The following is a 13,209-nucleotide window of genomic DNA, read 5'->3' on the forward strand; positions in this document are numbered from 1 at the left end:
AAACATAACATATTTACAGATTCTTTAATAAAAATAATGCTCAGACCCTATCTTTAAGTATTCAGAATTTGCTAAAATATAAGAAAATAGTTCACGGTACGACTCCCCAGGCGAAAGGAGCGCGAATATGAGTGATTTCGAAATCGTTAGAAAATCAAGCTTTTACTTTGTCGGCATGAAATGGACAGGCACATATGAGGCTGCTGCACACGGAGATATTTTCCCGGTCATTGAAGAATGTCAGAAGAGGATAAAGGAACTTGACCTTGCGAGTGAGGAATCAGATTATATCGGTCTGTCTTATCAGGATCGTCCGGATGGATTTACGTATTACTTTGGAGTGGAGGCACTTCGCACACAGAAAATCCCACCCGATATGCATCGGATCATCGTGCCATCCCATCATTATGCCGTCACAGAGCACAATGGACAGCAGGCATGGAAAAGCTATGAAAAACTATACCGCTGGGCACAGTCACAGGGCATTCAGCTGAATCAGGCAGGTCTCGATCATATCGAAGTCTACTCAGCAGATTACAACCCTTACAAAATGTCACCAACCCTGAAAATCGGACTGCCCGTCAAACAACGAAATCTTGCAAATACATGACAGGATGAGTAAAATAAATGCTGGAATTACTTAAGAAGCATCTGGAACGGGATGTTTCTTTTTTGTCTGTATAAAAGGTAGAGTGAGGGGCTGTCCCTAACGCTGCAATATTATAAAACAGGAGGTACTGCCATGTCAGGCCGTAATGAGAAAGAATTGGAAGGCGTTAATCTTCTTGGAAATCAGGGAGTGGAGTATTCATTTAACTATTCACCGGATGTGCTTGAAGCATTTGAAAACAAGCATGTGAACCGTGATTATTTTGTAAAATTTAACTGTCCTGAGTTTACATCACTTTGTCCGAAAACAAATCAGCCGGACTTTGCGACGATCTATATCAGTTATATTCCTGATCAAAAGATGGTGGAGAGTAAGTCACTGAAGCTATATTTGTTCAGTTTCCGTAATCATGGTGATTTCCATGAGGACTGCATGAATATCATTTTGAATGACCTGGTTGAATTGATGGATCCTCGTTACATTGAGGTGTGGGGTAAGTTTACGCCGCGTGGCGGAATTTCGATTGATCCATATACGAATTACGGGAAGCCGGGTACGAAGTATGAAGAGATGGCGTATCACCGCCTGATGAATCATGATATGTATCCGGAGAAGATTGATAATCGTTAATTAAAGCCGGGCCGGATTCCCCCTTCGCTTTCCACGGCCGGGCGGTGAGCCAACTGTGCTTCGCACAGCTATCTCACCTGTCCCTTCACTGCCGTAGGAGTCTTCGGGGGAATACGGCCCTTTGTTCATATCAACTTATCACGGTTTTATAAAAATAGAAATATGGCCGGGTCAAATTTTTTCTGCGGCAGCGCGGTGGGGCAATTGTGCTTGACATAGCTATAGCTGTCTCACCTGTCGGTTCTCTGCCGCAGGAGTCTCCGGATGTGACCCGGCCTTTGATTTCTCGATTTCTTTAATAAAATAGTATCGGGCCGGATTCCATTTGCTGACTTAGCATTGGGATCCGGCTTTTTGTCTGCGTATTATTCTGAATATAGCAGATTTTAGTTGATGAGAAGAATTAAGTCATGAGGGTTTTACTTATTTCACTATTAGATTAAAGAGCTGACTGAATGATAAATATCTTTTTCGGCAACGCTTGTTAAAAAAGGCGGTTAAGCGATGAACGAATATTTGATCGTGATCATAAGAGCGGTTTTGATTGTGTTGGTTTTGTTTGTTTGTACAAAGCTTCTTGGAAAAAAGCAGATTTCCCAGCTATCTTTTTTTGAATATGTGACGGGCATTACGATTGGCAGTATCGGAGCTGAGGTGATTACTGGTCTGGATCGAAACTTTTATCATGGGGTTCTCGGAATTCTGGCTTTTATTGCGATTCCGCTGCTTGCTGATTTTGGTTCTTTGAAAAGCAAGAAACTGCGTGACCTCATAGAAGGAGAGGGGACGGTAATGATTCAGCGTGGTGAGATCATTGAGAAAAATCTAAAAAAAGAACGTTATACATCGGATGAGCTGCTGGAGCTTTTGAGAAAAAAAGAAGTTTTTGAGGTGTCTGATGTTGAGTTTGCGATCCTTGAACCCTCAGGAGATCTGAATGTACTCCTGAAGGATGAAGCGAAGCCGCTTACAAAAAAAGATGTTTTCGGCACACAACCCCAGTCCGGAGAGCCTGTGGTTTTGATTATGGATGGAAAGCCTATGGATAAGGCACTTCAATCGATTGAAAAAACGAGAGAGTGGATGACAGAGGAGCTTGCTAAAAGAAGGCTGCTGATGAAAGATGTTTTTCTTGCCCAGATGAATGGTGATGGCAGAATGTACTTTGATTTATACGATCATCAGGAAAAAAATTAAATCCGGCTGTCTTTATAAAAATGACAGTTTCCCGCATATATCAGCGTTATAATCGCTTACAATTGCATAATCATACGACAGGCAGAATCATTAAAAAAGACTGATAATACCTTGAGCCCGAACCTCTTTACATGCCGATTCACACCGCGTATAATGCGTTTTTGTGAATTGAAAATTGCATAGAGGGAGGCATTTCGCATGAAAAAATTAATGAGTTTTCTATTAATGAATCTTGGAGCATTTTTTGTTGCTGTTAACGTTCATTTTTTCTTATCCCCGAACAGCCTTGCAACCGGAGGCGTCAGCGGAATGTCCATCGTATTAAATTCTCTTTTTCCGGGATTATCGATCGGACTGTTCATGATTATTGTTAATATTCTATTGTTTATTTTAGGCGTTATTTTTCTTGGCTTTCAATTTGGTGCCAAAACGATTTATACAAGCTTTGCATTATCAGGTTACGTCTGGCTCCTTGAATGGATCGCGCCGATGACAGCGCCGCTCAGCGATGATATTCTGATTCAACTCATTATCGGTCAGTGTATTGCCGCAACAGGAATGGCGATCGTGTTTCACCAGCGTGCTTCAACCGGCGGTACAGATATTATTGCAATGATTTTAAACAAATATATTAAAATTGAAATTGGGCGTGCAGTGCTCTTTTCAGACCTTGCCGTCGCACTATCTTCATCTCTGCTGTTTGGTCCACAAACGGGTATGTACGCATTTTTCGGCGTTATTTTAAATGGCTTAATGATCGACTATACACTTCAGCAATTTAACGCAAACAAAGAAGTCGTCATCATCAGCCAGAAGAGCGCACTCATCCGTGCATTTATCGTGGGTGAACTCGGCCGCGGTGCTACTATCCACACAGCGAAAGGTGCCTTCAATTACGAACAAAAAGAAGTCATCACAACCATATTAGGACGAAAAGATCTGTCACGTCTGAAAAACTATATCGGCAAACAGGATGAAAAAGCCTTCATAACCGTCCACAACATGAACGAAATCCTCGGCCAGAACTTTAAACGTCTCGCCTGACTCTAAACCACAGCAAAAAAAGCTGTGGTTTTTTCATTTGTTAACTTCTAATTTTGAAAAAGATTACATAATCAAGAGCCAGTCGAGTGGAAATAGACTCGAGGGCTGGACTCACCTGACGGAAAGGGTCAGATGAAACCGAATGTGCGCAGCACAGGCGGGTTCACCGCCCGGCCTTGGAAAAGCGAAGGCGACTCGTCCAGCCCCGACAAGCATAAGGCGAAGATGAAAAGAGGGCTGCTTTTACCCTCGTTCAGCTTTGACTTATGACCTCGAGGGGCTAGTCGCCGTAGCTAGACAGCGGAGCGAAGGATAAGTCCGGCCCGGTTTTATAATGTATAAACGTTATCCAACCCTCCAACAAACATGCACAAACTATATATGTTTATAAATGTCAATCTATCGACAAATACCCACACAATAGTGAAGATCATCACGATTCCATGATAAGATTGCGAGTAGATCAAAAGTAAAGAAGGGCTGCAAATGAATGAGTTATATAATAAAGCAGAGTCCTTTATCACGCAGTATTACAGAGAGAAAAAACTGCCGGATTCCGCTCGGAACAAAAGGCTAAATGAAATAAAACAAAGCATTCTGTCATCACATACTTATGAACACACTTATGATGAACTGGATTTCGGGGCTAAGGTTGCCTGGAGAAACAGCAACCGCTGCATCGGCAGACTGTTCTGGAACAGCCTGAACGTGTTTGACGCAAGAGAAGCCAGCTCTGCTGATGATATCAGACAGTCATTATTCAATCATATTGATTACGCCACAAATGACGGGAAGATCCGCTCCACAGTGACGTTATTCAAACCAAGAAGAGCTGATGGATCTGATCCCGTACGTATTTACAATCATCAGCTCATTCGTTATGCGGGCTACAGACAGAAGGATGGGTCCGTCATCGGTGATCCTCATTCTGTTGAGCTGACAGATTTTTGTGAGAAGCTCGGCTGGAAGGGGGAAGGGACTTCATATGATGTTCTCCCGATTGTGATTCAGGTAGAAGGTGAGCCGCCTGTTTATTTTGACATACCGTCTCATTTGATAAAGGAGGTTTCTATTATACATCCTGAGTCTGATGCGTTTAACGAATTGGGTCTGCGCTGGTATGCCGTTCCGATTATTTCAGAGATGAAGCTTGAAATCGGAGGCATTGAATATGTAGCAGCGCCATTTAACGGCTGGTACATGGAAACGGAGATTGCCGCCAGAAACTTTGCGGATGAGGAACGTTATCATCAATTACCCAAAGTGGCTGAAGCGTTTGGACTTTCAACGCTTTATCAGTCTTCTATGTGGAAAGACCGGGCAATTGTTGAGCTTTGCACGGCTGTCATGTATTCGTTTAAAAAAGAGGGCGTCAGCATTGTGGATCATCATACAGCCAGTCAGCAGTTTGCAATGTTTGAGGATAGAGAGAAGGGGGAGGGAAGAGAGGTTACAGGAGACTGGACCTGGCTTATTCCACCTGTATCTCCGGCTTCCACACCAATTTTTCATAGACAGTACGAAAATACCTGGAAATCACCTAACTTCTTTTATCAGCCATCTATGTTAGATACGGCTGTTAAAAGCGGATGTCCGTTTTTTCAATCCATTAAAAAATGACTGCGACAAACGCAGTCATTTTTTAATGGATATTAAATGTCTGAAGCCATTACAACGTCACCTAAAGGCGTTTCGCTGTTAGCATCAGGTTCCTGTGAAATGGCAATCTGGTTCCATTGCTCGAGATCAAAGTCATTGACGTCCATTTCAAAAACAACAGTGCCGGTGCCTGATTCATTTGACTTAAATGTCCCTGCACGCTGAGGTGCTTCATCATCAATCAGCCAAACCTGATAAACTTCTTCTTCCTGAAGCGGTCCAAGAGAAGAGGCGTTGATGACAACATTGATTTCTGAACCATTTCGGACAATAGAAGCTGTTCCGTTAGGTCCGTTTTCACCTTCTATTGGTGTAAGCTGGACAAATTGCAGCAGCTCGTCAATCGATTCCTGTGTTTCAGCGAGCTCGGTAGACTGTGTCTGCAGTTCGCTGAACAAATAGGCGTTCGCTCCCAGGGAGAGCAGCAGGACAGCAGCTGCCGGGATCAGCCATCTGGATCCTGATGGACGTTTTTTCTTATCCGCAACGAATGGGACAGGCTTTTCAAGCTTCTTTTCAACGGGCTTTTCACGAGAAATAGTCTCTGTCGCCACCGGTTTTTCTTCTGCAAACACGTGGCTTAATACTCTTTCTCTCATGCCTGCAGGAGGCTCAATTTCCTCTGATTCGTATGGCAGATCGTCAGCCAGCGCATTCCATTCTGCAAGTTCTGTCTGACATTCTTCACAGGAGGAAAGGTGTTTTTCAAACTGTTCTTTTTCTTCGCCGGTCAGGTGACCGTTAAAATAATCAATCAGATGATCACATTGAACATTAGACATTTGCCTTTCCTCCTTCCTCTTCGATGTACTTTCTTAAATGTTTTAGTGCCAAGCGTATCCTTCCTTTTACAGTTCCAAGTGGCAGCCCGGTTTGTTTAGCGATGGCGTCCTGGGTAAGCCCCTTGAAATAAAATAGTTCAATAATCGTGCGTTGCTCTTCTTTTAAACGGGCAACGGCTTTTCTGACGGCTTGGTTTTTCGTTTTTTCTTCCAGAATATCATCAGGTGTTTCGGCAGTTTCCTTCAGTGAATCCCGCTCTTCGAATTCCACTGTCGGTTTAGCCGCTGACTTTCTGATAAAATCGAGGGCTTTGTTGCGGGTTATCGTTAACAGCCATGAAGAAAATTTTCCTTTTGATTCATCATACTCTGCGTTTGTACGCCACAGCTTCACAAACACTTCCTGAACTGTTTCTTCTGCAAGAGTACGATCTTTTGTCATTCTGTAAGCAAATGAGTAAACAAGCTTTTCATAGCGGTCGTATAACTGTGCGAGTGCTTCTTTATCATTTTGCCTCAGCCGGACGTAAAGTTCTGTATCTGTTAAGTTCGGCATAGCAGACTCCTTTACACGATAATTGACTTCTGATTCTATTCTATATGAATAGGACTGCCAACTCAATTTATCGTTACATGGCTAACGGTTGTATATTGATTTTGGATCATAAAAAAGTCAACTTTTACCCGTTTTTGTTAAAAAATAAACAGGGGAGTGGGTTAATTGTGTGTGTATTAGATAAACCGGGCCAGATTCCCCCTTCGCTTTCCGTGGCCGGGCGGTGAACCCGCCTGTGCTTCGCCCAGTCGGTTTCACCTGACCCTTTCCGCCACAGGAGTCTTCGGGGGAATCTGGCCCTCGGGAGGTAGAAAATAATTCTTTCTTAGAGAGACGTGAACCGGGCATGGGCCGTCCTTAGCTAGCGAATAAAAAAGCCGGAACTCTTAAAAAAAGTTCCGGCTAAATAGGTTATTTTCCTGCTTTTTGCAGTTTATCAATGACAGATAGTGATTTACCTGTTCCGATTGCGACTGATTCAAGCGGGTTTGGTGCGATGTGGACGGGAACGACGATTTCTTCGCTCAGCCATTGCTGAACACCGTTTAGTAACGCTCCTCCACCTGTCAGGATCACACCGCGGTCTACGATGTCACCACTCAGTTCAGGAGGACAGTTTTCGAGTGTTGCACGAATGGATTCAAGAATGCTCATGAGGGATTCCTGAATAGCCGCCTGAATTTCAGTGGATTGCAGTGTAATTGTTTTTGGAAGTCCTGTCACGAGATCGCGTCCGCGGATTTCCATTTCTGTTATGCTATGTTCGATCGGGGCGTGTCCGATTTCCATTTTGATCTGCTCAGCTGTACGTTCACCGATTAGCAGGTTGTAGGATTTACGGATATGCTGAATGATATCCTCATCCATTTTGTCGCCGGCAACGCGGATTGTATTGCATGATACGACGCCACCGTATGAAATGATGGCCACTTCGGTTGTACCTCCACCGATGTCAACAACCACGTTGGCAACTGGCTCTCCAACAGGAAGGTCTGCTCCGATCGCAGCTGCAACCGGCTCTTCAATAAGGTGAACGTGTTTTGCGCCACTGAACTTCACCGCATCCTGAATCGCACGGCGCTCAACAGATGTTGCTCCGGACGGCGTACAAACAACTACACTAGGCTTACGAAGTGAAAAGCCCATCTTTTTGCCGATTGAAGACATGATGTGCTTAAGCATTTCAGTCGTTACATCAAAATCAGCGATAACGCCATCTTTAAGTGGACGAACTGCCACAATATTACCTGGTGTTTTACCGATCATATTTTTCGCATCTGTTCCAACTGCGAGTACTTTATTTGTATTCACATCAATTGCCACAACAGATGGCTCGTTCATAATAATTCCTTTACTTTTACTGTATACAAGTATATTAGCTGTACCTAAATCGATACCGATTTCTGCATTTGATAACATGTCCTATTCCTCCGATGTCACGTATTCGTCCATGTATAGAAACGTTCTCCGAGTAGTATAGACTATTTAAGAGGCGGATTGGAGGGACGAAGGTAGTAGCGGCGTGAATATTACAGGAATGTGATAGGTGTAACAATGTAAAGCGTTCACTATTATCTTGATTTGAAAGGATTGGGCAATTATATGAAAAGGGAGGCTGTAACAAAAGAATAATCATCCTGTAACGTAATAAAACCCTTTCCGCTCATAGACGGAAAGAGTTTCAGTATGCTTTATCTGTCTTTATTCACCACGATTGGGTATTTTGAATTGGTTCAGCTGTGATTGCATTCTAAGACTCATTTCCTGTAATTGATGAATGGCCTGGCTGACTTCTTTGAATGCGAGCTGCTGTTCATCAGCTGATGCTGAAATTTCTTCGGTACCTGCGGCGGTTTGTTCTGTTACAGCCGAGATGTTTTCAATTGCACTTGTCACATCCACAGTGTAAGTCATGGATTCCTGCATGCTGTTAACCAGCGTGCTGAGTTCACTGTCAATAGACTGAACGCGCGAGGCAATTTGTTTGAACGATGATTCCGTTTCATTCATGGAAGAGAGCTGATGTGATGACAGTTTTTCACCCTGAACAGCTGCATCAAGAATTCCGCTCATCCCGTTTTGAATGTTCAGGACCATTGAAGTGATTTTGTCGGTCGCATCTGATGAATGATTAGCCAGCTTTTTCACTTCATTTGCCACGACTGCAAAACCTTTCCCCTGTTCGCCGGCACGTGCTGCTTCTATGGCGGCGTTTAGTGCCAGCAGGTTCGTCTGGTCTGCAATTTCTCTTACAAATTCAGCTGCCTCCTGAATTTCACTCGTGAAGGCTGAAAATGTTTCAAGTTCTTTTTTAATCGAAGAGGAGGCAGTTGCCGCTTCCTTTGTAAAATGCTTTTGCTGCTCCAGTGATTCCTGTCCATTCTGCACAGCCTTCAGTGCTTCGTTCCCTTTAACTGCAGAGCGGGAGGTAAGCTCTTCGCTTTGCTGGAAGGTCGACTGCAGCACAGTCATCCGCTCAGATGTATCCTGAATGTCTTCAGAGATTGATTGACTTCCTTTTGCAAGTTCTTCAGTGGAAGAAGCGATCTGACTGCCGCTTTCCTCTAAATGCACGATTTTTTTAGAGACATCTTCTGCGAAACCGGCCACCTGATCACTCACTTCATGAATGGAGAGGACCGTATCACGCAGGTTTAGCATCATATTGCTGAAGGCCTGATTTAAAAGGTGAATCTCAAACTTTGATTTTTTTGCAGATTCTTCGATTTCTACTGTCAGATCACCTTCAGCTACTCTTGAAGCCTGAGTGAGCATCCGGTTTAAAGGATCTGTAATGCGTTTTGAAATGATCATGGACGTGATAAGCGAGACGATGACAATAACAGCAACCGCTGATAATGAAAAGATCACAATAAATGAAATTTGACGTGCTGTTTCATTAACGGAAGCAGCGTACCAGTCATCTGCAAGAACGGTCAGCAGATAGAGATCATTTAATATACCACCGACTCTTGCTGCCTGACGGTTTGTTTCACTGACATTTCCCTGATCAAGCGATTCACCTGCAGTAAAGGTAAGGTCGCTGAATTTCGACTGAATGAGACTGAGCTGCTCTGACTGTTCACCATTTGGCAATCGTGAAAGCAGGTCTTCAATAAAGCTTTCTGTTTCCATCAGCTGGTTTTGCGTGTTCAGCCGGTTGTTCTCTGTCGGACTTAAGCTGAAATTGGCCAGTGACTGTTGAATAATCAGCATGTCGCTGTTTAAAGCTTCTATATCCGTTAAAATATCAACGTCATTTTCACCCGCAGAACTCATACTGACCATTTGCCAGACAATGAATAAAATAATCGCGGTTGAGAGGATTAGTGGGATCAGAGCCAATAAAAATAATCGTTTTTTTAATGTCATGGTGTACTCCTTTACTTCACAGTTTCAGGAACTTCAATGTCGCCGGAAATGATTTTTTTGCGAACGTCAATAAGCATGGCTTTTCCATTCGTATCTGCTTCAAATAAGCGGATCTCAGCTAATCCAACGCCATCTTCTTTTAACCCGAGTTCATAGCTCTCTTCCGGTAACTCACCTGAAATCAGATCATTTACAAGCTCGTAAACTGCGATATCCACATTTTTCATCATGGATGTCACCACAGATTTTTCAGCGGTATAAAATTGATCAGTATCAACACCCGCCGAGAAAATGCCGCGGTCCTGTGCTTCGAGAATCGCACCGGTTCCTGTATAACCGGCAGCCGGATAAATAAAGTCGGCACCAGCTTCGATCTGCTTTGCTGCTATGGAACGGCCGAGGTCTGCATCACCGAAATCACCTGCATATTCAGTAATGATTGTAATGTCAGGGTTTACATATTTGGCTCCTGCTGTGAAACCTGCTTCAAACCGGTGAATCACCGGTGCATCAACTCCGCCGATAAATCCGAGGGTGTTAGTCTTCGTTGCCATCGCAGCAACTACTCCGACAAGAAAGCTGCCTTCGTGATCTTTAAATGTCATTGAGATCACGTTATCGATTTCAGAAGTTCCATCTATTAATAGAAATTGCTGATCAGGATAAGCCTCAGCAGTTTTTTCGAGTGCTTCCTGTACGGAAAAGCCCAGACCGACAATTAGATCGTAATCTCCTTCAACAAGCTCCAGCAATTTTTCCTCGTAATTGCCTTCCGGGGCTTCGCGGTAATCAAATAAAATATTCAGCTCATTCCGCGCGCGCTCAAGGCCGCTGAACGCTGCATCATTAAAGGAACCGTCCCCAAGACCGGTATCTGATAATAAAATGCCAACTTTTGCGTCAAAGACTGTGCGTGTATCAGCAGCCTGTGACACACACCCGCTTAGAACAAGCGCGATCAGCATTAGTGAAATCATCCATTTTTTCATTTGTGACTGAACCTCCTGTAGATTAACTTAATCATGTGAAAAGAACTAGTTGTATGAATTGAATCTTTAGTACCTGTTTAATATCGGCAAAAAACCTCTGCAATTTACACTCTGCAGAGGTTTTACGAAAAAATTCACGTGTTATTTTTTTTCTTTAACGCATCGGGAGAGAAGAATGAAGCAAGCTCCTGGCTGTGCATTTTCCTCGCTTTCCGGTGAGCCGCACGGTTTTCAGCTGTTTCATTCAGCCAGACTTCTTCTTCGGTTTCAGGAACAATCTGAGGAACCCTGGCTGGTTTTCCATCTTCACCGAGGGCAACGAAAGTCAGGAATGAAATCGCAGCAACCGCCTGTTCCCCGGTCAACAGTTTTTCACTTGTCACCCGGACAAACACCTCCATTGAACTCGTTCCGGTATAAGAAACAAACGCTTCGAGTGTCACAGCATCCCCGACACGGATCGGCTTCAGGAAGTCTACTGAGTCCGTTGATGCCGTCACTACTGGCTTCCGCGCAAGCTTAATCGCCGCGATGGAGGCAACGTTGTCGATGTAAGCCATCAGCTTGCCGCCAAACAGTGTCCCGTGATGATTCGTATCAGGAGGGAGGACATTGCTCGTCTGGATAGTTCTCGTCTCACTCATGAATTTTTTTTCAGTCATTACAGCCAGCCCCTCTCGCAATAGGATAAAAATGAAAAACGGATTCCGTCTCAGACTGCAGACGAGGCAGTGCTAAAACAGAATCCGGTTTAAACATTGATCATTATGGCAGAGGATCGATTTTTTCAGCATCCTTTGTGTTTAAAGGTAAACGCAGAAAATACATAATTGCTCCTCCGACAAGGCCCATTAAAGCACAGAAACCAAGAAGAATCGTTGTCATATATAACATAAGCGGCAGCCTCCTTTCACCGTACAAGGTACATTCTCACCTTAAGTATAAAGGATTTGAATGTGAATAGGAAACGCTTTTTCAGTAATACAGGATTTCCTTAAAATGCCCAGTCTCCGTTGCGGAATACAGGCTCAACCGTACCATCCTCTAAAATGCCGTCGATGTTCATCTGATCAGAGCCGATCATGAAATCAACGTGTGTAATACTTGAGTTAAGTCCTTTTTCAGCCAGTTCATCCTGACTCATCGTTTTTCCGCCTTCCACACAGAATGCGTAAGCACTGCCGATGGCAAGGTGATTAGAAGCATTTTCGTCGAACAGCGTGTTAAAGAAAAGGACGTTCGACTGTGAAATAGGGGACTGATGTGGTACAAGAGCCACTTCTCCAAGACGGTGCGAACCTTCATCGGTGCTGATCAGATTTTTCAGGATTTCTTCTCCTTCATCCGCCTTCACATCGGTGATACGGCCGTTTTCAAAAGTAAGGGTAAAGCCGTCAATAATATTACCGCCATAGCTGAGTGGTTTTGTGTTCGTCACATGACCTGACACGCCGTCCTTGTGAGGTACTGTAAATACTTCTTCTGTTGGCATGTTAGCCATAAATGTATTGCCTTTTTCGTTCACACTGCCGGCACCAGCCCAGATATGCCCCTTAGGAAGCTCGATTGTCAGGTCAGTTCCAGGTGCTGTGTAATGCAGCTTACTGTATTTCTTATCATTGAGATAATCCGCTTTTTCATGCAGCGTTTCATCGTGTGTCTTCCATGCTGCAACAGGGTCAGCCTGATCAACACGTACTGCCTTAAAGATGGCTGTCCAAAGTGCATCGACTGCTTCCTGTTCATCCAGCTCCGGAAATACTTTCTTCGCCCAGCCGACAGATGGAGCGGCAATAACGGTCCAGCTCACTTTATCAGACTGGATATACTGACGGTACTTTTCCATTGCTTTACCTGCAGCGCGCTGGAAATCGGAGATGCGCTGAGACTCAACGCCTTTCATCAGATCAGGACTTGCTGACACAATATTCATAAAAGCTGCGCCTTTTTCAGCAAGCTGTTCGCGTTCCTGACGTTTCCAGTCCGGAAATTCCCCGAAAGAATCTGCAGGAGCAAGCGTATAGCGAAGCTTCGATACTTCATCATCTGACCAGTCAACAAATACCTGACGTGCACCGGCTTCATAAGCCTTTTTTGTTACCAGGCGGACAAATGGTGCATTGTCAATGGAAGCACCGATATATAAATACTGATCTTTCTGTATGTTTACTCCTACCTTTACAGCCAGGTCTGCATATTTCTCAAACATTTCTGAATGACTTGTCATTGTGAAATCTCCTTTAATTATGTATTTAGTACACTTCATATTTTATCAGTGTGTTTGAAAAAATCAAAAAATACTTTTCAGGGAAATAAAGGCTATCACAAATGTCTTTTGTATGGAAGCGGAAGAAAATTCTAAAGAGAATA

The 13,209-nt window shown here is 43.8% G+C and carries 13 protein-coding genes; 5 read left to right on the plus strand and 8 right to left on the minus strand.

The features are described from left to right. Window positions 1–127: 127 nt before the first annotated feature. From E2491_RS04120 to E2491_RS04140, 5 genes are all read left to right on the plus strand, one after another. A complete protein-coding gene (locus E2491_RS04120) occupies window positions 128–610 on the plus strand; it encodes a GyrI-like domain-containing protein (protein ID WP_134373110.1) in 483 nt (160 codons plus the stop codon). Window positions 611–742: 132 nt separating this feature from the next. After that, entirely contained in the window at window positions 743–1,240 is a 498-nt protein-coding gene (gene queF, locus E2491_RS04125; protein WP_134373113.1) for a preQ(1) synthase, read from the plus strand. 504 nt (window positions 1,241–1,744) lie between these two features. Continuing rightward, window positions 1,745–2,437: a DUF421 domain-containing protein gene (locus E2491_RS04130; protein WP_134373116.1), complete on the plus strand. Its 693-nt coding sequence runs from the start codon at window positions 1,745–1,747 to the stop codon at window positions 2,435–2,437. Between the two features lie 198 nt (window positions 2,438–2,635). After that, window positions 2,636–3,481 carry a YitT family protein gene (locus E2491_RS04135; protein ID WP_134373119.1) on the plus strand — a complete coding sequence of 282 codons (846 nt, stop codon included), beginning with the start codon at window positions 2,636–2,638 and terminating at the stop codon, window positions 3,479–3,481. A gap of 486 nt (window positions 3,482–3,967) precedes the next feature. Beyond that, window positions 3,968–5,101, plus strand: coding sequence for a nitric oxide synthase oxygenase (locus E2491_RS04140; protein ID WP_134373122.1), 1,134 nt, complete (start codon window positions 3,968–3,970; stop codon window positions 5,099–5,101). A 32-nt stretch (window positions 5,102–5,133) separates the two neighbouring features. Here the strand turns inward: E2491_RS04140 and E2491_RS04145 are convergent, their stop codons facing one another. The 8 genes from E2491_RS04145 to E2491_RS04175 form a co-directional block, all read right to left on the minus strand. After that, on the minus strand, window positions 5,134–5,922 hold the full coding sequence (locus E2491_RS04145; protein ID WP_134373125.1) for an anti-sigma factor: 789 nt from the start codon (window positions 5,920–5,922) through the stop codon (window positions 5,134–5,136). Beyond that, window positions 5,915–6,478, minus strand: a complete 564-nt coding sequence (locus E2491_RS04150) for an RNA polymerase sigma factor (RefSeq protein WP_134373128.1) — start codon at window positions 6,476–6,478, stop codon at window positions 5,915–5,917. The genes E2491_RS04145 and E2491_RS04150 overlap by 8 nt, the downstream gene beginning before the upstream one ends. A gap of 411 nt (window positions 6,479–6,889) precedes the next feature. Then, window positions 6,890–7,897 (minus strand): rod-share determining protein MreBH, encoded by a 1,008-nt coding sequence (gene mreBH / locus E2491_RS04155; RefSeq protein ID WP_134373131.1) that lies wholly within the window; start codon window positions 7,895–7,897, stop codon window positions 6,890–6,892. A 282-nt stretch (window positions 7,898–8,179) separates the two neighbouring features. Further along, window positions 8,180–9,850, minus strand: coding sequence for a methyl-accepting chemotaxis protein (locus tag E2491_RS04160; protein WP_134373134.1), 1,671 nt, complete (start codon window positions 9,848–9,850; stop codon window positions 8,180–8,182). Window positions 9,851–9,861: 11 nt separating this feature from the next. Continuing rightward, window positions 9,862–10,839, minus strand: coding sequence for a BMP family lipoprotein (locus E2491_RS04165; protein WP_134373137.1), 978 nt, complete (start codon window positions 10,837–10,839; stop codon window positions 9,862–9,864). Window positions 10,840–10,973: 134 nt separating this feature from the next. Beyond that, on the minus strand, window positions 10,974–11,501 hold the full coding sequence (locus tag E2491_RS04170) for an acyl-CoA thioesterase (RefSeq protein ID WP_134373139.1): 528 nt from the start codon (window positions 11,499–11,501) through the stop codon (window positions 10,974–10,976). Window positions 11,502–11,604: 103 nt separating this feature from the next. Next, window positions 11,605–11,733 carry a hypothetical protein gene (locus tag E2491_RS17710; protein ID WP_256369342.1) on the minus strand — a complete coding sequence of 43 codons (129 nt, stop codon included), beginning with the start codon at window positions 11,731–11,733 and terminating at the stop codon, window positions 11,605–11,607. A 100-nt stretch (window positions 11,734–11,833) separates the two neighbouring features. Further along, entirely contained in the window at window positions 11,834–13,066 is a 1,233-nt protein-coding gene (locus E2491_RS04175) for an aminopeptidase (protein WP_134373142.1), read from the minus strand. Window positions 13,067–13,209 lie beyond the last annotated feature (143 nt).

Source organism: Jeotgalibacillus sp. R-1-5s-1 (genome assembly GCF_004405105.1).
Lineage (GTDB): Bacteria > Bacillota > Bacilli > Bacillales > Jeotgalibacillaceae > Jeotgalibacillus.